The 23,456-nt window shown below is 61.4% G+C and carries 15 protein-coding genes and 1 tRNA gene; 5 read left to right on the forward strand and 11 right to left on the reverse strand.

What is annotated here, in order from left to right; genetic code table 11:
• Positions 1-87: 87 nt before the first annotated feature.
• A complete protein-coding gene (locus tag KF712_19645; protein ID MBX3743209.1) occupies positions 88-501 on the reverse strand; it encodes an Rrf2 family transcriptional regulator in 414 nt (137 codons plus the stop codon).
• On the opposite strand from KF712_19645, the gene cysE reads away from it, so the two are divergent.
• Positions 500-1,339, forward strand: a complete 840-nt coding sequence (gene cysE, locus KF712_19650; protein ID MBX3743210.1) for a serine O-acetyltransferase — start codon at positions 500-502, stop codon at positions 1,337-1,339. The two genes, KF712_19645 and cysE, sit on opposite strands and share 2 nt — an antisense overlap.
• Before the next feature lie 4 nt (positions 1,340-1,343).
• Entirely contained in the window at positions 1,344-2,336 is a 993-nt protein-coding gene (locus KF712_19655) for a hypothetical protein (GenBank protein MBX3743211.1), read from the forward strand.
• A 117-nt stretch (positions 2,337-2,453) separates the two neighbouring features.
• Here KF712_19655 and KF712_19660 read toward each other — a convergent pair whose 3' ends face one another.
• The 4 genes from KF712_19660 to KF712_19675 form a co-directional block, all read right to left on the reverse strand.
• A complete protein-coding gene (locus KF712_19660; GenBank protein MBX3743212.1) occupies positions 2,454-3,506 on the reverse strand; it encodes a sugar phosphate isomerase/epimerase in 1,053 nt (350 codons plus the stop codon).
• Positions 3,507-3,519: 13 nt separating this feature from the next.
• On the reverse strand, positions 3,520-5,640 hold the full coding sequence (locus KF712_19665; protein ID MBX3743213.1) for an HAD family hydrolase: 2,121 nt from the start codon (positions 5,638-5,640) through the stop codon (positions 3,520-3,522).
• 213 nt (positions 5,641-5,853) lie between these two features.
• The gene (locus KF712_19670) at positions 5,854-6,294 is read right to left on the reverse strand and encodes a GNAT family N-acetyltransferase (protein MBX3743214.1); all 441 of its coding nucleotides are present in this window, start codon (positions 6,292-6,294) and stop codon (positions 5,854-5,856) included.
• Positions 6,295-6,310: 16 nt separating this feature from the next.
• Positions 6,311-9,259 carry an insulinase family protein gene (locus KF712_19675; GenBank protein ID MBX3743215.1) on the reverse strand — a complete coding sequence of 983 codons (2,949 nt, stop codon included), beginning with the start codon at positions 9,257-9,259 and terminating at the stop codon, positions 6,311-6,313.
• A gap of 164 nt (positions 9,260-9,423) precedes the next feature.
• On the opposite strand from KF712_19675, the gene KF712_19680 reads away from it, so the two are divergent.
• Together KF712_19680 and KF712_19685 are read left to right on the forward strand one after the other, a co-directional pair.
• Positions 9,424-9,507 (forward strand) — tRNA-Leu (locus KF712_19680).
• Between the two features lie 855 nt (positions 9,508-10,362).
• A complete protein-coding gene (locus KF712_19685; GenBank protein MBX3743216.1) occupies positions 10,363-10,548 on the forward strand; it encodes a hypothetical protein in 186 nt (61 codons plus the stop codon).
• 259 nt (positions 10,549-10,807) lie between these two features.
• Here KF712_19685 and KF712_19690 read toward each other — a convergent pair whose 3' ends face one another.
• Complete coding sequence (locus tag KF712_19690; GenBank protein ID MBX3743217.1) at positions 10,808-11,710, reverse strand: hypothetical protein; 903 nt, start codon at positions 11,708-11,710, stop codon at positions 10,808-10,810.
• A gap of 30 nt (positions 11,711-11,740) precedes the next feature.
• Here KF712_19690 and KF712_19695 point away from each other — a divergent pair, with 30 nt between their 5' ends.
• Complete coding sequence (locus KF712_19695) at positions 11,741-12,085, forward strand: hypothetical protein (GenBank protein ID MBX3743218.1); 345 nt, start codon at positions 11,741-11,743, stop codon at positions 12,083-12,085.
• Between the two features lie 132 nt (positions 12,086-12,217).
• On the opposite strand, the gene KF712_19700 is transcribed toward KF712_19695, so the two are convergent.
• The 5 genes from KF712_19700 to KF712_19720 form a co-directional block, all read right to left on the reverse strand.
• Positions 12,218-13,927: a DNA cytosine methyltransferase gene (locus tag KF712_19700; GenBank protein MBX3743219.1), complete on the reverse strand. Its 1,710-nt coding sequence runs from the start codon at positions 13,925-13,927 to the stop codon at positions 12,218-12,220.
• An 81-nt stretch (positions 13,928-14,008) separates the two neighbouring features.
• Complete coding sequence (locus tag KF712_19705) at positions 14,009-16,045, reverse strand: AIPR family protein (GenBank protein MBX3743220.1); 2,037 nt, start codon at positions 16,043-16,045, stop codon at positions 14,009-14,011.
• A 52-nt stretch (positions 16,046-16,097) separates the two neighbouring features.
• Positions 16,098-18,071, reverse strand: coding sequence for a DUF1998 domain-containing protein (locus tag KF712_19710; protein MBX3743221.1), 1,974 nt, complete (start codon positions 18,069-18,071; stop codon positions 16,098-16,100).
• A 17-nt stretch (positions 18,072-18,088) separates the two neighbouring features.
• Positions 18,089-21,730: a hypothetical protein gene (locus KF712_19715; GenBank protein MBX3743222.1), complete on the reverse strand. Its 3,642-nt coding sequence runs from the start codon at positions 21,728-21,730 to the stop codon at positions 18,089-18,091.
• Positions 21,731-21,744: 14 nt separating this feature from the next.
• On the reverse strand, positions 21,745-23,448 hold the full coding sequence (locus KF712_19720; protein MBX3743223.1) for an NERD domain-containing protein: 1,704 nt from the start codon (positions 23,446-23,448) through the stop codon (positions 21,745-21,747).
• Positions 23,449-23,456 lie beyond the last annotated feature (8 nt).

The following is a 23,456-nucleotide window of genomic DNA, read 5'->3' on the forward strand; positions in this document are numbered from 1 at the left end:
CTTACCGCAAATCGTCAATTTCGGCCAGTGAAATAATCTGGAAGTCTTAAGGATTGGCGTCCGGCACTCCCGCGGCCCACCTTTTCCTCAGATGTAGAACATCGGCGCGCCCTGCCCGGAGACCATGCTTTCCAGCGAGATCTTGTCCAGGGAGGCTCGCAGGTTCACCGAGACGTTCTCCCATGCCAGGCGCACGGCCGCTCCGGATTCCCCCTCGGTGGAGACCCCGCATTGCAGGACGGAGGGATCGACCGCTTCCACGATCTGGCGCAGGGAAATTGCGTCGGCGGGCCGGGCAAGGAGGTATCCGCCCGCTTTTCCGCGGCGGCTGTCCACCAGTCCGGCACGGCGGAGGTCATTGAGGATCTGCACGAGGAAATTTCCCGATACGGCTTCCCGTTGCGCCATTTCCTCAAGCCGTGTAAGACTCCTCCCGTCATGGACCTTCGCGAGCTGGGCGAGGGCCCTGCATGCGTATTCCAATTTCTGCGAGATCTTCATGAGCGAATCCCAACACATCGGCGGTCCACCCGCCAGCACGATCGGTGTCAATGATCTATGGGAGTCCCTCCGGTCCGAAGCGGCGGTCATCCGGGAGAGTGAGCCGCACCTCGCCCACCTGCTGGAGGACGTCATCATTTCCCGCGAGAGCATGGGGGCGGCCCTGGGTGCCCGGCTTTCCCGCAGGCTGGCCCGCGAGGACATGCCGCGGCAGAGCATGGAGCCGATGCTGACGGAGGTGTTCGAGAAACATCCGCTCACCGTGTGCGCCGCCTCGCGGGATCTGCTGGCCATGTTCGAGCGGGATCCCGCGTGCTTCTCACCGCTGGAACCGCTGCTTTTCTTCAAGGGCTTCCTCGCCCTCAGCACCTACCGGGTGTCCCACCAGCTTTGGCTGGACGGGCGGCGCTGGCTCGCGCTCTACCTCCAGAGCCTGGCGAGCGAGGCCTTCGCCGTGGACATCCACCCGGCCGCCAGCATCGGCAGTGGCATCCTGCTGGACCATGCGACCTCCTTCGTCGTCGGTGAAACGGCGATCATCGAGGATGACGTTTCCATCCTCCATGAGGTGACGCTGGGCGGCACCGGTAAGCAGACCGGGGCACGCCATCCCATCGTCCGTTCCGGAGTGCTCATCGGTGCGGGGGCCAAGATCCTCGGCCGCGTGGAAATCGGGACCGGGGCGAAGATCGGTGCCGGCAGTGTGGTCCTGAACGACGTGCCTCCCCACAAAACCGTCGCCGGTGTTCCGGCGGTGGTCGTCGGCCAGGCGCGTGAGGAGAACCCCGCCATCGAGATGAACCAGCGGCTCGACTGCATGAACGGATACGGAATCTGAAGTGATGAAACGCATCCTCTTTCTGGCCGCCTGCTGCCTTTCCCTCCCATCGTGCGACAAGGCGAAGGAGATCGCCTCCAAGGCCCAGGTGGCTGTGGAGGAGGTGAAGGCGGATCTGACCGACCGCGTGAACGCCCGGGATACGGAGATCGCTCCGGATGCCGACCTCCAGCCGTTGGTGGACCACACCGCGGAAGGCTACCTATTCAGGAAGGATCTTCCGTTTCCCTCCCACCTCACGGTGCGGGTGGTGGAGAAATCCAGGATCAAGGGGAGGTATTTCGAGTCGAGCCTGCTCGGGTCCGGCGGTGTGCCCATTTCCGGTGAGTTTGAGAACCGGCGGGAACTGGAGCTGCGCTCCGGGATGATCTCCGTCACCTCCCGGGACCGGACCTTCATCCCGGACAATCTCCCGGAAGGGAAGGATCCGGAAGAGGCGAAGAAAGTCGTCCGGAAAGGCGCCAAAAAGGACTTCGTGCGGAAGGATGGGAAATGGACTCCGTCCGGGACCGCCCGGGATTTCTCCTCCATGGTGGCGGCCGGCACGGATCCCGGGCAGGGTTTCTCGGACGACTGCATCATGCCCCGGCCGTTCTGGTTTGGGAAAAAGCGCCTTCAGTCCGGGGATGAAGTGGTGCTGTCCGGTCCCCATCTCGCGATGGTAGGGTTTCAAGGTGCCACAGGGGAGATCCGGCTGAAATTCATCGGACCGGAAGCGGTGGGCGGGCACCCATGTGGCGCGTTTTCCCTTTCCGGATTGGTCGATAGTGCCGGAAGCGGCCTATTGGGTGATGATGTGAAGGAGGGGCGGATTTCCATCAGTTCGGGGAAACTCTGGTTTTCACTGATTCATCCCGTGGTTCTGAAGGAAGAGTGGGACGCCGTCATCACCGCGAAATCCGGCGACGGGAAAAGCCTCTCCAGCCAGTTGCAGGGCAGTGCCGCCATGCGGGTGGAGCGTGAGTGGGCCCCCGGCTTCCCATCCGGCCCTCGATGACGGAGGGAAATATCAACTTCTTCCACGGGCCGGTTGGCATGACGCGGGCGGCTTCCCCACATCCCCTGTTGCCTCATAATCAGGACACCATGGCATCAGCAAATTGGAGAAGCGGGGTCACAGATTCTCCCGGCACCAGGCGATGCTCCTTTCCAGCTCCGCTTTTTGGTAGGCCTGCTCCGCCGCCTTCTTGTCTCCCTCCGGTTTGAAAGGTGGGATGGCTTTCCCTTGTTTCGCCAGAGCCAGGAACTTCGCGAAGCCCCGCGCGGAGATGCTCTCGTAGCCGTTCCAGAACTCCGGCTTCAGGTAGGTGAAGGGGCGGTTGATCCCGCTGATGATCTCCAGGATGAAAGGCGCGCCGGGAGCCAGTTCCGCGAATCGCTTCGCATACGCCTTCATGTCCGTCTGCCCTTCGCCGATGGACGTCCACGCGACCTGCGCGCCGTCGCCATCCTCCCAGATGATGTTGTTCCGGATGCCGGAGCAGACGGTGTAGGGTCCCAGCACTTCCAGATTCTCCATGGGATCTTCCAGCGCCCATGCGGCGTTGCCGCTGTCGATGGTGCAGCCGACGAAGTCACGGCCCGCTTCCTCGATGAGGTCGCGCAGTTCATACGACTGCATGTCCCCCGCGTGGTTCTCGATGGCGATCTTCACCCCGTGGTCGATGGCGAAGCTGCGGACGTTCTTCAGCACCGCCAGCGTGTCCTTGTTCCGCGCCTTGATGCCGCCGGGACTCCTGCGGTCATCGGCGAAGCCCTGGTAGCAACGCGCCACCGGTGAACCGAGCGCCTTCGCCACGCGGATGGTCAGCTTCAGATGTTCCTCCGCCGTGCCCCACTTGTCGGAGAAACGGTGCGCGGTGGGACAGATGCCGCCGGTCCCGGCGTAGAGCGCGATGTTCAGGTCCGCCGCCTTTTTCCGCAGGTCCTCGAGGTAAGCGTCGGTGTGGTTCTCATACACATCCAGGTCGGAAAGCAGCAGGCAATCCACTTTCTGCTCCGCCGCGTAGTCGATGAGCGCTCCGGCTTTCAGTCCCAGCGCGCGGATCGAGAAATTATCGAAGCCGACTTTCATCTTCGCTCCTTCGGCAGCCGTCGTGGCGGCATTGGCGAAAGGTGCGGCGATGGCTGCTGCGGCGGTGGTCTTCAGGAAAGAACGGCGGTGCATGGTGGTCTCCGGGCTAGAAAGATGATGTCGCGGACGGAATTTCGGACAAGCTCCGAAGTGTGAGATCCGGCGTGCACTCCCCGGGACGGATGGAACCGGGATGGCCGGCGAAGAGCGCGGTGCGGAATCCCGCCGCCTGCGCGGGCAGGATGTCCTGCCGCGGATCGTTCCCGACGAAAAGCGTCTCCGCCGGGGAAATGCCGCGCGCCTCCAGCCTCCGCGCCAGCAGTTGGAACAGCTCCGGGGATGGCTTTGCGATGCCATGTTGGTAGGACAGGACGGTCAGCTCCGGGGCCAGCAGAGGGGTGACCGCGCCGAGCGTGCCGTCCAGGGCGGGCAGCGTGTTCGCCTGGGCATTCGACAGCACGCCGAGCGTCACGCCCTCTGCGGAAAGACGCAGCAGCGTTTCCCGCGCACGGGGCATCGGCTCGCACGGATGCCATGCATTCTCCACCGCCGTGATGAGATCTGTCACATCCTCCGTGGTGCCCAGCACTTCCTGCCAGACCTGCGCCAGATCGATTTCCGGATGGGCATGCCCGGACGCCGCATGGTGGCGGTGGACGGCCGCATGCAGCACGGTCGTGGGTGAATCCCCGAGATCATGCCCGGCTGCGGAAAGGATTTCCCGCAACACCGGATCGAACGCCGGATCATGCCTTACCGCTCCAGGCGGGGCGATGAGCAGCGTGCCGTAGATGTCGAAGATGACCGCGCGGATTTTCGCGATGGATGTGCGGAGGAAATGGAAATTCTCCGGTGAAAGGTAGGCGTCCAGCACTCGCTCCGGATCGACATGCCCCACGCCACCTGCCGGACGCCCGGACAGCGATGCGTAGCATGAGATGAGTTCCCTGTCGTACTCTCCGTCCGGAATGCCCTGACCCGTGTAGGGAGCAGGCGGCTGTGCCAGCGCGTCCCGCATCCATTCGTCGGGGGGCTTCTCACCGATGATGGGACGGAGCGATGCATCATCACGCAGGCGCATGAGGACTTCCCGTTGCAGGGTCTCCGGCAGGTTGCCGAAATCCACATGCCCGTCATGGAGCAATGCCGCCATGGCGGCGTCAGTATCTTCCGGGGCGAGCGTGCGGCTGTAGAGCCGGTGGGTCTCACCGAGGTGACGGGAAAGATGCCGTCGCAGCGCTCCAGGAGGCATCCATTCCCCAGGTACCAGGATGTTCTGATAGATCGGACTGCCGCCGGACCGCGGATGGGTTTCGAGTTCCCTCCCGATGACCGGCTTCCCGAGTGCGGCGGCCTCGGGAAAGATCATGCCGAATCCCTCCGCCACGGAGGTCGTGATGAAGTGGCTGGAAGCCTCGATCCATGAGGCGTAGGAAGCATCGCTTTCCCCATCCGGAGTGGTGCGGTCCACGACCTCGAACTGGACGGGCAGCTCCATTTCCTCCGCCAGCCATTTCCAGTGATCGTAGATGGCGCGCGCGGCGGGATCTTCCGGGGCCCGTGTGATGGCGAAGCGGGTGTCCTCCGGTGCGAACATGGACAGCAGCAGCAGCTCCCCCAGGTTCTTCCGCCGGATCGCCCGCGTGGGATAAAGGATGAGCGGTGGTTTTTCCTTTGGGGCAGGGAGGGTGGCCGCCGCTCCGGGAATGGGGTTCGGAAGAAGGATCGTGTTTTCCTCCGGCATTCCGGCGGATAGGAACCGCCGATGATCGGCTCCGTTGATGAACGCATACAGGACGCGTGGTGACAGTGGATAAAGCCACGGCTGCTCCGCCACCAGCGGATGGTTCCCCGGTCGCCCGTCCTCCACCAGATCATGGAGTTGCAGAACCAGCCTGTCTCCCGCCTCCGCCAACAGGGACACCACCCGGGGCATCAGGATGTTTTTGCCCAGCGAGTGGTTGTGGAAATGCCAGACATCCGGCGGCCCGCCGAGTGCCTCCTCCGCCGCATCCCGCATCTCCTCCAGCAGTGACTCCGCCGGGCGCGCACTGGTCCGGAGATAGGCAAGATCCGGAACGAGCCGTGCCGGAAGATCCTCCGCAGGCGCGTTGCCGCATAGCACCACATGGCGCACCCCCGCCGTAGATAATCCGCGGCACGCCGCGCGGATGATGGTCGTGACCCCGCCGGGAGAGAGGTGGTAGTGGACGATGGCGATGCGCATGACGGCCCGGCGGCGGTTCCCGGGAGACTACCGGCTAATTATCCTTTGTTAGACCCATTGCCAAAACAAACTGCCGAAATGCAATTCAACCGCAGATGGACGGGGATGTACGCAGGTCGAAGAGATCCATCCAAATCCTCTTATTTATCTGCGTACATCCGCGTTCATCTGTGGTTGAAAATCTCTTCTCTCATCAAGGGTAGGGAAATTGCACTAGGTAGGATTGAGCGGCTTCACGAAATGGAATCCCCAGATCTCGAATCCCAGACGATGGTAGAGCCGGTGGGACGGATGGTTCGATGTGTAGCTGTCCAGCACCAGGATTTCACAACCCTCCGCCCGGGCGGTCGCTTCCAGATTTTCGATCAGGCGCGTGCCGATCTTTGCGGCACGCGCGTCCGGGTGGACCACCAGGTTGTCCACCTCCAGATACTTGCCACACCAGACCTTGGTGGCGATCCACGCACCGGTCAGCCCCACCAGCCGTTCACCGGAAAACGCGCCCGTCAGCCGGTAGTGCGGATGCTCCGCGAGGATGGTGGCAAGGCGTTCCCGCAGTGTCCCGCAAGGGGTGGATGGATTGAGGAAACCCAGCAACTCCGCTGCGGCGGGCAGATCCGCGCCGCCCAGGGGCCGCAGGGTGATGGGTTCCATGGCGGGAAAGGATGGCTCAGGGAGCGGGCGCGGGTTTGATGGAGATCATTAGCGCGTTCTCCGCCGCGAGGTATTTCTTCGCCAGTGCGTTGATCTCCTTCAGGTTGATCGCGCGGTAGTCCTGGTCCCGGGCGCGGGCCAGGTCCAGCCGCTTCGGATCCGCCTGGGACTGGCTGAGCACGGTGCTGAGCCAGTAGCCGTTGTCGCGGGTGGACTTCTCCAGCATGCCCAGCGTCGGCTTCAGCGCGCGGTCCAGTTCGTCCTCCGTCGCTCCCTTTTCGGAAAGCTCGTGGGCGATGTCCCGCATCGTCTTCAGCAGCAGCTCCAGGTCCTCCGGCTTGCCGACGCTCTGGCCGATCACGTAGCCGAAGTTGTCCAGCGCGTCCGATCCGGAGGCACCGGCATTCGGACTGTAGGAGGCTCCCAGCTTCTCGCGGATCTCCTCGCGGATGCGGTTTTCGAAGATGGTGGAGAGGATGTTGAAGCGGCGGAACTCCGGGATGTTGTTCCGCATGCCGCCGGTCTTCCACACGGTGGAGGCGACGGCCTGCGGGATCTTCGACTCGAAGGTGAAGGTCTTCTCTCCCGGTGCGTTCGGGAACTTCACCACGCGCGCCGCGTCGAGCGGGGCGGGGGCCGCGGCCCGCGGTGGGAGCGCACCGAAGGTCGAAAGGATGCCGGGCAGCACCTCATCCACCGTGAAGTCACCCACGATGCTGAGTTCCAGGTAGCCCTTCGTAAGTTCCGGAGTGAGCCACTTCTTCGCGTCCGCGATGGTGTAGGAGACCAGCTTTGCCTGGGGAGCCACGGAGAAGCGGGCGTCGCCCCCGTGCAGCCACGCGTTCATCTCCTGCTCCGGGCCGGAGGTGGTGTGCTTCAGTTGCTGGTAGATCGTCGGGATCATCTTCTGGAACTGCCACAGCCCCTCGTTCCGGTAGCCCGGGTCCGTCAGGGTGGCCGCCAGCAACTGCAGTTCCAGCAGGAAGTCCGCCGGAGTCGTGGTGCCAGCGAGCACGAAAGCGTCCTCGCCGATGCCGAAGCTGCTGTTCACGTTCTTCCCGGCAAGGATGCGCTGCAGGTCATCGTTGGAGTGCTTGCCCAGGCCACCGCCGTCGAACACCGCGGAGGCGAATACATCGAACATCGGGCTGTCTTTCGGCTGGCTCAGCTTTCCGGAGCCGATGCGGGCGGAGACGCGGATCTTGTTTTTCTCGAAATCCGTCGGCTTCAGGTTCACCCGGATCTTGTTGGAAAGCACCAGTTGGGTGATGCCCAGATCGGCGATTTCCTTGCGGGTCGCCACCGTTCCGGCTTTGCCGAAATCCGTGTAGCCGAACGGCTCGACGGCCTTCGCGGCGGGAGCTTCCACCGGCTGTCCGGTCGCTTCCTGATAGAGGGAGGCCAGGGTGCCCTCCGCGCCTTCCGGCTTCTCCTTGGTGGTCAGCGTCAGGTGGTAGCCCGGCGCGTTCCAGAACGTCTTGAACGCCGCATGGATTTCAGCCAGGTCGATGGCGTCCAGCGCCTTCCGTGCGATCTCCAGGTTCGTCTCCGGGGTGGAGAACACCTTGTCGTCATTGATCATGCGGGCGAGGGAGGATGCCAGCCCTTCGGATTTCCGCGTCGGCTTCTGCTTCACCGCCTGTTCGTAGGCATTGATCAGGTTCGCCTTCGCCTCCGCCAGTTCAGCCTCCGTGAAGCCATGTTCCAGCGCGCGGCGGAACTCATGCTCCAGCACCGGCACCGCATCCTGCCAGCGGTCGTCGGCAGCCGTCACGTCGATGGAGCCAAGCTCCAGGTAGTTGAACAGGTCGAAGTCGCCCGCGGAGCCGGTCGTGATCGGCGAGTTCTCCTGCTTCGCCAGTTGGTCGAAGCGGCGGGAAAGGATGGAGTGTGCCAGCCCCAGCGGCATGCGCTCCGTGCGGTTCGCCGTGGTGTCCGGCTTCTGGACGTACGGGCGGGTCAGCATCAGCGAGACCTCCGTGGAGTCCACTTCCTTGTCCGCGAAGACGCTGGCCTCGATGCCCTCCGGCGACTTGATCGCCCCCAGGTCCGGATTTTTCCCCGGCTCGGTCGGGTTCTTCATGTCGCCGAAGACGGCTTCCACCCGCTTCGCGATCTCCGCCGCGTCGATGTCGCCCACCACCACGAAGGTCATGCGCTCCGGAGTGTAGTAACGGGTGTAGAAGTCGGTGAACCGCTCGCGGGTCGCGCTCTTGATCACCTCCTCGGTGCCGATGGGGAAGCGCTTCGCCACCAGGGAGCCGGGCAGGAACTTCTGGTACTGCTGCTCCATCAGGCGGTAGTCCACGGAGTCCCGGCTCATCTTTTCCGAAAGGATCACGCCGCGCTCCTTGTCGATCTCATCCGCCTCCAGCTTCGCCCCGTCGCCGAAGTCCCGCATCACCGTGAAACCCAGGTCCAGGGTGTCTTTCGAAAGATCCGGCAGGTCCAGCATGTAAACCGTCTCGTCGAACGAGGTGTAGGCATTCGCGTGCGCGCCGAAGGCGATTCCCAGCCGCTGCATCTTCGGGATCAGCTCCGCGGAGGTGAAATTCTTCGATCCGTTGAACACCATGTGCTCCAGGAAATGCGCCAGTCCCTGCTGGTCGTCCGCCTCCATCAGCGAGCCGGCGGCCACATGCAGGCGCATGGACACGCGCTTCGGCGGTTCCACGTTCGGATAGACGATGTAGCGGAAGCCGTTCGGCAGCTTGCCGAAGGTCGCGCCCTCATCCGGCTTGATGTCGGAGGCCTCCTGCGGCCATGGCTTTGCCACCACGGCGGGCGCTGCTTCCGTCTGCGCCGGAGCAGGTGCGGGATCCGCCGGAGCGGCAGCCTTCTGCTCGGCCGGGGCGTCGGTGGCGGGTGGGGCGGTCGCCGGTTTCTCCTGCTTCGGGCGCAGGGACAGGACCGTGGCGGTCACTGCCAGGATGAGGACGAGGATGAGCGGCGTGGCCTTCTGCATGGCGGAGAAAATGGAGGTTGTGCGGCGGGGTGGCAACGTCGAAAGCGGCACTGCCCGGAGCGGTTGTTCAGCCGGGGAAAAAGATCTTTGAAATCGGTGTTGCATTCCCCGGGCGGCCATGCTGTTTTGTGCGCCCCGGTGCAACCCGCCGGGAAAAGTCATCAGCTCGGATGGCGGAATTGGTAGACGCGCTAGATTCAGGTTCTAGTGGGGGCAACCCCGTGGAGGTTCGAGTCCTCTTTCGAGCACTTCTTTACGAAGAACGAGTTAGGGAGCCATTGAGGCTCCCTTTTTCGTTTTCAGTAATCGATCTTCGGCCATTTTTCGGCCACTTTTTCAGGGCGCTCATGACCCTCAGTGATTCCTCGGCCATTCCATGAGAAAGTATTTCGCGAGTGATTTTAAGTGCCGTGTTGCTCTCCTTTGCTCAGGACCATTGCTTCAGTTAGCTGAACCAAAAAGCGCCCTGAGAGGCGTGTCCTCAGGGTGCATCTTCAGTGGGAGTCTGTCGGTGCCATCCGATTAGGGTCGGTGCCTCCGGGAACGCCTGGCTCCTTGCCCTATCATCTCGCCTGGCCTCTTATTGAGGCCAACTGGCGAAGGGGCAGGCAGTGTGATTGGCGGATAGAGATTCAGTGCGGTCGGGGTAAGGATCTCGTGGTCTTCGAGACGAAGTCCGAGGGAAGCAGCTTCGGGTTCAGTGATTTTGCGTCCGAGAGCGGTCGCAAGAAGACTGAGGCCTTTACTGGCATCCAGCCCGTGGCGTTGTTTTCCGTCTTTTGGACTATTCATCGCAATCCCCACCGTGAGCGCCTGTCCGAGGTCGGTGCAGATGATCGCAGGAATGATGTCCGTACCACGAGCACGGAAGGCGATAAGACGATGGAGACCATCAACGAGATGAAGGCTCCCATCCGGTTCTTCGAAGAGAACTACAGGAAGGAAGTGAGCTCCCTTCCGCAGGCGATTCTCCAAGGTCTTTGCACGCTCGAGATCATACATCCTACGGTGGTAGTATCTTGTCGACACACGGATCTCCTCGCCAGCAATGTTCCGTGGAAGTGCTGGAGGCAGCATCGGAAACGGCATGAAGGCAGACTGAGATGCCGGAGCGGGTGCCGGAGCGGGTGCCGGAGCGGGTGCCGGAGCGGGTGCCGGAGCGGGTGCCGGAGCAGGTGCCGGAGCAGGTGCCGGAGCAGGTGCCGGAGCGGGTGCCGGAGCAGGTGCCGGAGCAGGTGCCGGAGCAGGTGCCGGAGCGGGTGCCGGAGCAGGTGCACCCGGTGGGTTGACCGCTCCAGAGACCAAGGTCTGAGGAAATGATATGTGGGAAGGTCCCGGGAAAATGCCAGGTGATGTAGTCGGTTGATTCATACGATTATGGTTTGTTGTCGATGTAGTGTCCGAACCGGCTGGTGGCTCGAATCAGGAGGGTAATTGTGAAGACGGCAGAAGACAGGACGGCGGCCACTCGGTGCGACCGCCGCGGATTGCATCAGGATCAGCAGAACTGGGCTTCGGAGCCCTACGGCACGTCGGCGTGCCTGATAATTAAGGATTCCCCCTTAAGGAGGGGCTAGCTGTTGCGGTCGGCGTGAATGAATGACGGCGGAGTCCTTCATCGATCGCCTGTTTTGTTCTGCTTGCGTGTTCGGGGTCATTGGTCCAGCCATAGCAAGCTTTCCATCCCTGAATGACGGTTCGGATTCGGAAGTGGGTGTCGGCAGACCCAATCTTGTCGGAGAGATTCTCATACGCTCCCCGTTTCGGCCGGATGATCGGTGCTTTGTTAATATCATAGCCCCACTCGAACTCGTAGCCCAGAAGGACGATCTTCGAGCCCGGGATGATGGGTGTCCTGCGGCTCTTGAGTTGGTTCAGTTGCAAACCATGGCGCGCGAACGCCCTACGGATGGCTTGAGTGACTTCCAGAACGGTGATCGAGTCGCCGATGATCGTCAGGTCGTCGCTATAGGTGATGATGAACGCCCTCCCGGTATAGTCCTTTCGGATCGGTGCGAGAAGGTGGTCAATGGTCATATTCACAAGGGCGCAAGTAGCGGGATGGCCTTGTGGTCCTCCGTGTGGGTATCGGTCCCTGACCCGGACGGTTTCCCGGTATCTCTGGAGAAGGATTGTCACCTGCTTCCTGGTGAACGGGGGCAGGTAATTGAGGACGAGGGCAATCGGTGCGTTATCGAAACATTCGACGATGTCCTCTTGGGCAACAGTGACGGGGCGTCCTCCAGGTTGGACTATGACAGCTTTCCGGAACTCCTCGATTTCGGAATCGATGCCCCTGTTGGGACGGTAAGCGTGGGTGCTGTCATGTAGGATCGCTTCCGAGATCGGTCGGATGATCCCAAGGTACCAGTAAAGGGACTGAACGTAGTCCTCATTCGTAGGGGAGTAGGCAAATAATAAAGAGCGGATCAGGTTGGATGCTCGGAGCATTTGGCCAGATCCGCCCATACCCCGAGAAAAATGAAAAAAGAAGAAAACAGAGAAGAACTTCCATACAATCTTATCCCGAATTCCCGAGAAGAGGCTCATCTGAGGCTGGAAGTCGCGATGACTCTAGGAATCAATGACGCTTCTACTGAGGTATTTCTAGGTGCTTGGTGGGCACTATGTTGGCTTAATCCCGGCTTGCATCCCGATGATTATGAAAATTGGGAGTTTCAAGTTTGGAGAGAAATTGCAGTGGAAGCTTTCAAGCGCGCTGAAAACGGGGGGATTCGCGATCGAATGCTGTATCCTGCGGAAGCTGTCCACCACCGACTATCCATTGAACGAGCGATGCTCGGTGCACAAGTTGGCTTAATTTGAGATCGAGATCATCAGACTGCAATTGGACAGGCAATATTTGGCAACTTGTGCCCGAGTCCGAGTGGCAGCTTCAATAAAATTCGCTCTTCCATTCATCAAGGAGGCTCTGGGTAGAGAAGAGCGAATTTTGCATCAACTTATTTTTTGCTGCGCTGAATTCATTAAGTTCCTATCGATCGAAGTGCCTGATTTCCGGAGTATACCAGAAACTATTGAGGCAATCTGATGAGCCAAGAAGGGGGGGACTGCATTTCCTACTTGCCGGTATTGAGCCGTTCTACTTCCTTCAAAAAAATAGTTATCCGGAAAAGTCTGTATGCGTGCAGCTTCGCGGACTGTAAGACTCCTGATCTGAAGCGGATCAGGATGGATGTTGGCGTGACCATCCTGGGAAATGTGGCACGTGATTGTGGACGCAGGCTTGTCGGATAACTGCACTCGAAAACGATCAGCAAATTTTCTAAGATCTTTTTCATCGCCCTGAACGTTGGAATGATTTGGAAGGAGAGGGTCCGGGAAGTCCTCCAGTTTGGCAGAGCGATGCATTATCTTCGCGAATGCGGAGGAATAGAGGTAGCGATGCAGATCAGAGTCCATGTGTGAGCGGGTGGCGTGATTGCACACTCCGCCTAGTCGAGAGTCTGCTAGCCACCTTCCCAATTCACCCGGGACGGGCGTCATGTTGGTTTTCGCTATGAATTCAGCGCCGCTGTCCAGATTTGAGGCGGCAATCGCTGCGGCCGCTTCGTGAATCTTTTTTTGAATCTCTTTGAACTTTCCGGCCTCCGGTTCTGTCTTCGAAGATGTCAGCGATTTGAGCCATGAAGACTTAGCTATCGCGGCGGCAACATCTTTCAGTAGGGTGCCCGATGGTTTAGATACGGTCGGCAGCAGAGATGGGAGCCCGTTGAATAGTTCACTTAAATTTGGCCCTTTTGATGGAAGCAGGGTGGGGAGTATGTCGACTTCGACATCGTTCCGTATGCCAAGCAGAATAACCCGGTGTCGGCGCTGGGGAATTCCGTAGTTCTCTGATTTCAGGAGGTAGTCCGGAGCTTCAAGACCCTCTCCTATAGAGGTTCCTGTAACCACCAACGAGCAAACACTGTATGTGCTACCTTGCGCCAATCGGTTTAATGCGGCATTAGGATCAGTGAGATCTTCATGGATCAATGGGAAAATTGGTTCGCCTTCCAGCTTGGCTGAGAGAAGTCCCTTCACGTTCTCCATCACAAACACAGGAGGCCAATGGTCCGCAATGATCGAGAGATATTCACGGTAGAGTAGGTGGCGGTGGTCCTTCTCAAATTCGGCGGCTGCTGCTTCTTTCCTGAATTGAAATTGGGCTGCGGTTTCTTCTGCTTTCCTCACGACACCCAGTCTGCGGGATCTGCCCGCGAGGGAGTAGGCTTGGCACGGAGGGCCGCCGATTAAAACCCAATTCTTATGACCACGGATGCGCTCTTCGATAAGGTTTCGCACCCGCTCCCTTTTCCTCACATCCGGTTTTTCGTCAGGCCTGTCTCCGATTTCGATCCGGTGTGCCTCACTCTTTGCCGCCTCGGCCGCTTCCTTGCATCTGTCGTCCCAGTCGAACATTTCCTCTTGGGAGATTTCGCCACGGAGGTGTTTGTAGTAAGCCTCGGGAACTTCTTCTGGCTTGAACTGCCTGTAGAACGCTCTGGTGGTTAGGGTCCGATGGGCATTCTCCTCCATTTCAATGGAAATGCAGATGCGGAATACCGGATGCCCCTCGAATGGATAACGAGAAAAACCTTCCCCCAGACCTCCAGGTCCGGAGAATAGATCTACTACGGGGATTCTGTGATCATTGTCCGACACGGGCCGACGCTATCAATGCTTCTCGGACCGTCCAGGAACAAGTTTAGGTATTCCTAGGAACGGCCTTGATCCTTCCTTCTCTCACAGGTCGCTGGCGGCAATAGCGAACATCTCTACCAACGCTCTGAGCTTCTTAACACCGATACCGGGTTTTCCCTTCAGCGACTTCCAATCTAGGGCTGCCAGTGCTGCTACGGAGGCACGCCGATACTTCGGAACCCATGTGCGATTGGTGTATGCCTCAAGAGCATGAATGGTGCGGGCGTCATTGAGGAACTGCGTCCGAATACTCTCCCACTCGGCGGACAGGGCATCTTCTTCGCTGGTGGGTGCCACAAACGATGATTCGGCCCATTCCTTCTCCCATGCACCGGGTAGTTCCAATCCGCCTTTCCGGAAAGCTTCCCAGAAATCGGGTTTCTTCGATTGTTCCCCGGGGTTTCCTTGGGCTCCGGAGATGTGCTGGTGCGCTCCGATGCACGCCGCCTTCAACGCTTCGACGACGGAGGGGGACAGTCGTTGATCTGTCCATATTTTCCCCAGATCCAAACGCATCCCGGAGCGGTCCGAAAGCAACGCGACGGCGAATGCGACGCTGTTCGCTCGGAAACCTACCAGATCCAGAGAAGCGAAGATCTTCTCCGCGGACCTGAACAGGATGGCCTTGGCCACGAGATGCTGGAAATAGTTTACATCGGCCAGAGGTTCCCCGTCTTGGTCCATGCGCTCCGCCAGTTTGTTGAAATTTTTTTCCGCTCCGGTGCAGACATAATGGGGGAAACCCAGCCAAGCATGTTCATACTTGGCGAGGTCCGTTTTGGTGAACTTCTGGGAGGGCGGGTTTTCCACTTCCCATTTCCGGCGCTGGGCCGCTGATCCCTGACGGGATTTGTCGTCGGCATAGGAGCCTCGCGCTCGCTCGTAATACCAGTGAGTTCCCCGTTGAAGTCCACTCACGGCAGGAGCCCATATCGCACGAGAAAGCTGTTCCAACGTCTGGTGGAACTGGCCGTTAGCGGCGAAATCGGCCCCGTTGACCTTGTTCTGGCTATTCGCGTAGCGGGAGATAAGAGGCACGATCTCCGAGACCTTTTCAGGATCTTTGAGTACGGATAGCTTCACTTGTACCACCACTTGGCTGACATCCACTTTTTCCTTTTTCAGCGCATGATAGATGGATGCCGTGGTCTGGCCTCCATTAACAATTTGGAAATCCTTCACCCACTCCAAAGAATTGTCACGCACCCGAACTTCGGCTGCAGTGCAGCACAGTCCGTTGTTGTATGCCAGAAAGCGATGAGGTTCTTCTTTGAGTGTCTTTTGCAGCCCCCGGTTGATTTTCCCCTTTGATTGCAGGAAGGCGCGGACGTTCCGTTCCAGCAGACGTTGGCCGTGTAGTCCATAGATGCGCGCCAGCACCGGGGCGGGGAGGAAGATGAGAAAAGTCTGATATTCTCCCGTCGGATCCGCGTACCTCAAACAAGGGATAGCGCCCTCATAGTCATTGGTGAAGTCGAGTTCGATCACCTCACGGTCCCCCACTCGCAGTCGGCTAAGCTTGTCCAGATCCCATACGACGTAGCGAACTTCGATGCCGGGGAAGGACTCCTCTTCCAAGTCCAACGAACGCACTACACCATCGGTAAGGAAGAAAATTCGCACCGTCGTAAGTGAATCCCTAGCCTCGGAAAGTTTTTCCATGACAGGATATCCGGGTGAATCCTTTTCGGTAGCCTCATGAAAATCATCTAAAGCACGTGCAAGGAAGCCACGTGCGAGCTGGAAATGGGAACGGGTGGCGGGCAACCCCACGTCCGGCACTCCTTCCGTCCCATGGTAAAGGACGATGAATAGATCTGCGGTAGCTCCGTCTCCTGAGAGGGACCACGCGTTGATTTTCGCTGCCGGGGCCTTGCGCGTGCCACGGGCCTCGTAGGACACGAGTTCTACGCCGTCAGCTTCATTATGATCACCAAGCAGCCCGATTACGTGCTCAGTGAAAGCCTCTTCCCGCTGCTCCCGAGTCGCCTCGTCCGTGAGATCCGCCTCTAGGCCGGCCTTTGCGAGCAACTCTTCATGGAGATCGGTGGAAAATTGCTGTAGCCTTGGGTTGGACATGGAGGGCTTTTGGTTCGTAAGATCACTTCTAGCAGGTGACTGAAGGAGCTTGCTAGAACACAGCGACTCGATCCAGCCCAAACCCATCCAGAAGTTCCGAGAAGAAGCCAAGGCTGCGGTCGTCCGGCAACCCGACCACCATAGCCCTGTCCAAGCCCTGATTGATCGTCTCACAGGAGGTTTCCGGCAGCAGGACGCAGGCATGGCAGGCGGCCAGATTGGCCAGCCTAGATCCTTGGCCGCCCAAGTGCTCCGAGCAGACGGGATCCGCGGAGCACCATGAGGCCCGGGAGAGCGCGCGCCGCACCACCGGCCCCAGCCGGTCCGGCCGTCCCAGCCGCACCAGCCCCCCCAGCGTGCCTTCCGAGTCTCCGGCCGCGGTGTAGATCAGGATGCCCGCCATCGGAGCGGCCGGGTCCGCGGAAACATACAGGCGCTCGCGCAGCGAGGCGGTCCCGTAGCCGCACTCATAGACGAGCTGGTTGATCAGGATGTGGGCCAGGCTGTGGACCAGCAGATACCGGGTGGCCCACGCCGGGCCCGGAGCGTCGCTTGGCGGCAGCGTCTTGCTTTCCTGCGCCAGCCGCCTGATGAAGGCGTCATCCAGACGTGCCGCGAGCGGCCCCGCCTTCTCCCTCTGCCACCATGCCAGGCGCTCCTCGCTGAGCTCCAGGTAGATGCCTTCCCCGTAGGTTCTGATGGCGGGCAGCCACCGGTCTAGGCTTTGCGCCGGAGGATGGCGGAACAACTGCCTCATGGCGCTGTCCGGCATGTCCGCCAGCGGGGTCGGGTTGATCTGTTCCAGCCGGTCGAAGCCATAGAACACCCGCGTTTCCCTCAACCTCTCCACGAGATTCACCTTGCCGAACCACGGGGTGAGATCGTCGGGCACCGCGGCGGGGATCACCCGCAGGTCCTTGATGTGTTCCGGATCGTTCACCTGGTTCCTGATGATGTCGAATTCAGCGCGCCGGAATGTGAGGATCTCCGGCTCTTGCCCCGAGGGAACTGCTGCTCCGGATGGGAGCGCGGCCGCGGCCGGATCGAAGATCGCGCCCAAGGCTTCCAGCACATCGCCCTCGGCGAAGGGGATGCCGCGCTGCCGCAGGGCGGGTTCCATCATTCCCGCCGCCGCAGCGTGTCCCTCCTTGCCCATTTTCCAGACGGACATCGCCATCGCGATCATCGGATCTCCTTCCAGCTCCCCCTTCAATCTGGTGACAGCGTCGCTCTGGGGGCTCAGATCCGGCAGGCCGATGGCGGCGATCGTCCGGGGGAAGTAAAGGTTCGTCTGATTGATCAGCGCGCCCACCAGCGGGGAGCCGCATGACACCTCATTCGCCCCGCGTCCCAGCCACGGCCTGTCTCCCGGGCAGTTGATCCCCGCTTTCTGGAAGGTGCTTTGCTTTCCCGCATCCGGTCTGATGGTCGTTCCTGCCAGGCTTTTCCCTTTCCTGCCGGTGGATCCCGCGGGGCAGTTCTCACACGCGATGCGGATGCTGCTGAGCTCGGATCCGCCACGATCGGTGAGACGGAGGCCCTCATGGTTCGTGCACTGGCAGCCGATCCACTCCTTCCACGGGAACTCGCAAAGGTGCCCCGCGGCGCATACGGCCACAAAGCGCACCGGCTGCCATCTCCCGCCTCCCTTCGGTCGGCCCGTTCTTATGGAATCCAGATTGAAGCGGTGCAATTCCCCCGTCGCCGTATGCCTGTACCAGCAGGGGAAACGTTGCGCGGGGATATTGAGGAACGCGTTGGGCGGGGCGGCCTTGTTTTTGCCCGCCATTCGGTGGTCCGGAGGCGTGCAGAACCGGTCCACGTGGAGCAATGCCGCCAGCCTCTGGTCCGCATGCTCGAATTCCACGCGATCCTCGCAGTCCACCAGCCCGTGGGTCTGGTCCCATTTCTTGAACCAGTGGTCGAGCCCGCACACCACTTGAGGTGTGCCCGTCCTGTCGGTATAGAGGCTCCCCGGGCCGAATGGGGCGATGAGCTGGCCGGTGCGGATCTGTTTGTTTCCCATGATGATCGGGGGCGGGGTTATGGATTGCTGGTCGGGCTGGCCGGATTTTCCGCCGCCTTGGCGTAACCGTCGTGGATTCTCAGCTCCGCGCTGCGGTCCACCTGCCGCATGCTGGTGGGGATCTGGATGCCCTTGTCCGCTTGCATGCGGGTGGCATACTGCCCGGGCCAGAGCATGAGATATTCACCAAGTGGATCAGGGGGGTATTTCTCCCATTCCTGGGGATTCCTATCCCATTTCTCTGCCAGCTCATCACGGATGCGCTCCATCTCGTTGAGCGACCGTTCCAGATCCTCGCCGGACTGGACGGCGGTGCAGCGCTCCCGCAGAAGCTGGTAGCCCGCCTCCACCGCATCGTGATAGGCCCCGGCATCATAGACGGGGGAGGAGCAATGCTGCCGTGCCCATGTCAGCAGCGCGCCGCAGAGCCCCCGCTGGATCGCGGAAAGCGCGAAGGGCGTGGCCGATGTCGGCTCCACGCGCTCGTAAAGCCGGCGGTGATAGCTGTGGAATTGCTCGAAGTGCGAGCGGTCCCGGCTTTTCGACGGATTGTAGATCGTCAGGATGAGCCCCGGGCGGTCCTTCCAGCGGCGGCCCACGCGGCCCGTCACTTGGATGTAGGTGGCCGTGGTCTTCGGCTGGCCCACCACCCCCATGAGGGACAGCCGGTCGATGTCCACTCCCACCTCGATGATGTTGGATGCCAGGCAGGCGTCGAAGATCCCGTCCTGCCCGGGTTCCACGTAGGAGGTGGAGAGGCTGTCCATCATGCCCACGATTTCCGCCTGGGAGAGGCGGCTGGTGAGCTCCTCCACGATCTTGAGATTCCGCCGCTCGTCTTTGCCGCCTCCCTCCCGGTTGAACACGAATTTCAGCCTAGAGCGGATGTCGGAATCGAAAAGCGTCTTCGCACCGCCCAGCTCGCGGATGCTGTTGTAGAAGGCCAGCAGGGTCCACCAGGGATCCCGCTTTTCCTGCGCGAAGAAAAAGGGCCTGAAGAGCGCCGCCGTGAACGCGCGCACCTGGGTGGTCAGGGCGGATCCATAGTCGGTCGCGTGGATGCCCAAATAGAGCCGGCCGCTGCTCGGCTTCCCGTCCGGTTCCTTGGCGTACCTTCCGAAGAAGGAATCCCCCATATGCAGGCCCGGTCCGGGGAAGAGATTCGTTTCCGTGCGGGCATAGAGGGCTTTGACCTGCTCTCCGGCGCCTCGGATCGTCGCTGTGGATGCGATCAATTTCGGCTTGATCCATTTCCCCTCATGCTGATGGGAGCAGAGCCGCTCCAGGACGCCCTCATACAGCGCATACATCGTGCCCAGAGGGCCTGAGATCAGATGCAGCTCGTCCTGGATGATCAGGCCCGGCGGCATCGACTCCTGCCACGGCCGGCCACCCTTGTGATTGCGGCCGAACAACGCGCCGGCTGCCGGCCGGTACGCGATCATCGCCAGCTTGTCCGCGGTGGAAATCACCAGCGACGGCGGATTCTGATAGATCCTCTCGTCAATGACCTCCACCGGCAGCCATGTATCCGGATGCTCATCGCCGAAAGCACATCGGATATCCGTGCAATGCAGGAGGTGGGTTTGCAGATCGATGCCTTTGACCCGCTCCATGTTCCACTGCTTTTCCGACAGTCCCTTTGGCGCGGCGGCCTCGCAGCGTCCGATGCCAGCACGGCACCAGGGGCACTCCGTCAGGACAAGGGGATTGCCCTTGGTGTGGCCCGTGCGGAAGCTGCGGATCTCCTGCTCCGCCCCCCGCAATGTGTTGGGTGATCCTCCTTCACCGATCCACAGCCCGAGAGAAAAGCGCCTGCCGGGGATCTCCGTGATGCCCTGCGCCGCCGGATTCCTCCTCAGGAACTCCATCGCGCAGATCAGGCTGGCCGCGCGCTGGAACTGCTGGGTGGTCAGCATCCGCAGCGTGTAGCGCATCAGCACATTGGTCCCATCCCGCGCGGGTCCCGCCTGCCCCGGGCCCATCCGCAGGCGCTCATGGAACATGTAGAACGCCATGACCGCCAGATAGGCCTCCGTCTTGCCACCGCCCGTGGGGAACCAGATCAGATCCACGATCTCGCGGTCCGCGGATTCACCGTCCCGGCTGCCATCCAGCGACATCAGCAGGAATGCGATCTGGAATGCCCGCCACGATCCCAGGCCCGGCTTCTCCGCCTGCTCCTCGTAGATCTCCCACGGGGATCGGTGCACGCCCGCGGGTGACACCCTCTTCTTGGGGGCGCTCCATTCGAGCGGCCGCCTGTCGAGCTGCTTGGTGCCGATCTGCTGGAGCAGCATCGAGAGATTCGCCAATCGGAACGCACGGCGGACCCGCGCGTCCGACCTGAGCAATGAGATCCCCGCATCGATCCGCGCCAGGCACCGCGCGCAGGCATCGAGATGGCGCATGGCCACCGGTCCGAGCCCGTCCCCCAGCGATGCGGCCTCCGTCCTGCGGTCTTCGATCCATGCCTCATACTCGGCGGAGAGGTTCTCCAAGGATTGCCAGGCGGGGCCTGTCCCATCTTCCGTCAGACCGGCCAAGGCGCGCATGGAGAGCTCGATCCGGTTCCCGTCCGCGTCCTTGATATCGGGCGTCATGCTGGGCAGCTCCACCGCGGGCATCACATCGGCGAAAAGGAACTCCGGGGCCTCTGACAGCTCCGCATCCCAGCCGCACGCGCAGCCGTGCCCGATACCCCAGGTGGCGGACTCCCTGTAAAGGAGCGCCAGCGATTTCTCATCCTCATCTAGCTGGTCGAACGGCCTTCCGCTCTCGGGATATTTGACCAGCGTCCCGCCCTTCGCGGCGACTTCGAAATACGTCTGGTAGAGCACGCTCTGATGCTCCCCCGCGGTTCCCGTGATCGGGGTCATGTTCCTGAGAACCACCGTGAGCAGCCAGCAGTTCTCCTCCCTGTTCAGCGCGCGGGGGTAGACGTCGATCCGCAGTGCCAGCGGGGAATGCTCCGGCATCACCACATGGCGCCGGACCGCCCTGCCGTCGGTCAGTTCCTCCGCGCGTATGAAGATCCCCGCATCAGGGAGCACGGCGGGATGCCTCCGCCACATCGGCTGGTCCTGCGGCAGGCCCTGCTCGTCGGTGTGGCGGCGGTTGCAGGATTCATAGCGGCCGTTGAGCTGGAACGGGGCGCTCCCGGCCGCCTGCCATCCGAAGTGCTTCTCTCGGGGCAGGGTGATGGCGATCCCGCCGCCCTGCTCCAACCTCACGCGGAAGGATATCCCGATGGTGGAGGGGCGGCGCAGATCCGGCCCCGTCACTTCGAAATCCTCCGCGCCGTCGTCGGGATCTCCGGACTCCTCCACGGAGGCCGCATCGCGGGCTTCCTGCCCGTCATCGTGACCGCCGGCGGTTTCCTCCTCCGGCTTGGTCTCGGAACCCATGGGATCATGGCCCCGCGGCAGGGGAGGAGCCCCGGCGGGATGAAGGAGACCGGCTCCGTATTTGCGGTGGGGGGATTCACGGTCGTAGTAGAGCACTTCACCCGGTTCCCCGCCCGGGTCCGGCCGCCACACCACCGGACCCCGGCGGCGGGGTTCCAGCTCGATGAAATCGTTTCCGGCGAAATTGATCTCCACGGGAACCGCGGTTGGCCGGGAAGGCCCCACGATCTCACCACGGAAACATTCCATCATTTCGGATCGTTCTCTCATAGTAAGGTTCCTCCCGTCATCCATTGGAGGAGAATGGTCTGGGATTCTTTCGCGCAGAGGATCCGGACACACTCGGTGGCGCGGGTCATCGCGGTGTAGAAAAGGTCGCGCTGCATATCACGGTCATCCAAAGCCATATCTGTCAGGATGATCACCTTGTTCTCCATGCCTTTGAATGAATGGATGCTGGCATAGGACATGGCATCCCCTGCAAGCCTGGCCGGAAGTATTTTATGGCCCGCGGCCTGCAGGCGCGCCCCGGCGCTGGCATGGTCCGCACGGAAGGAAAGCAGCGTGATCTCGGAAGACCGGTAACCCTGCGCCTTGAACTCACCGATCCAGCGGCGGAGCTGCTCCAGCTGGTCCACATCCCCTTCAAAGTAGTGGATGCCATAGTTGTGTACGCCGCCCCCCGTGCGGAGATACGCGGAATACACGCACCCTCCCATCCCCGCAAGAAGGACGGCGGTATTTCCGACGATCCTGTAGTTCCGGCAATTCTCATCCAGGTGCCACCGGACCGGACGGGCCTCGTCCTCCAGTTCCCTCAGCATCCCGTCCATGACCGAACGGGCCGAGAGCACCTGGTTCCTGAAATCGCCGAGCAGCGCGAAGGAGCCCTTCTCCGCCCCCCCGTGGAGGAACTCCATCAGACAGCTCCAGATCCGGGGGCGGGCCAGCAGATCCTGCGCCTCATCCACCACCATGAAGTCGAAACACGCGTCCAGCCTGAAGTCCGGGTCCGTGAGGCGCTCCTCCAGCCGCAGCGGCAGCTCCGTTTCCCAAAACCCCGCGGCGGGCTCCGCGGGGATGGCCGTGCCCGTCAGGGATGCCATCACCTTGATCGCCCGCCCCACGATGAGATTCGGCAGAGGCGGGCCGCCCTTCAGCATCGCTCGCTCCATCCAGTCCCCCACCAGTTGGTTGAAGCACAGCAGCGCCACCCGCCGCCCGCGCTCCGCCTCCCTCCGGGCTACCTCCATCGCGATCAGGGTTTTTCCGGTGCCGGCCCCGCCCGTGACGATCAGCCGCTCGTTGCAGGAGGAGAGGCGCAGCACGGGCTTCTGCTGATCCCGCAGGACCTTGTCGATCTCTTCCTCCCTCCGCCGGATCTCCTCCCGCGCATCCGGCTGGCGTTTCCGGATGGGCACGCAGGATTTCACGATGCTGCCGATCTGGTCCGCCGACATCCTCTGCTTCAGAGGCAGGAGGCGGGCATCCGCGTCGATGCTCCGCCCGATCATCGACTTCAGCGCACGGCAGAATGAGCCCCCGTCCGGGAACGTGCGAATCATCCGCATGTCCATCACCTCCCACGGCTGCACCGACAAATTCGGCGGCATGTCGAAAGGCGACCGGGGGAAGATGCACGCGTGGACCACCGGGATGCCCTTCAGATGGGGGGCGATCTCTGCTAGGCCGCGATGCAGGGCGAAACGCCCGTCCGCCGCCTGCTTGAAGGGGGAGCGCTTGATCGTGTCAGGAAACCAGCGTTCCCCGTCGAAGCCGAGGTTCTCATGCGACTTCACCTCGATGCAGAGGATCCCCGCCTCCGGCGCGATGACGATAAAGTCGATCTCCGTCCGCAGGCCCCTGTTCCAGGGCGCCAGGTCCAGCGCATGCAGCGCCACCCAGTCATCCGGACCGGAGGCGAGGAGATGGAACACCTCCCGCTCCCCTGGTGGGGTACGATCGTCCACGAAGGAAG

Source organism: Akkermansiaceae bacterium (genome assembly GCA_019634595.1).
Classification (GTDB): domain Bacteria; phylum Verrucomicrobiota; class Verrucomicrobiia; order Verrucomicrobiales; family Akkermansiaceae; genus Luteolibacter.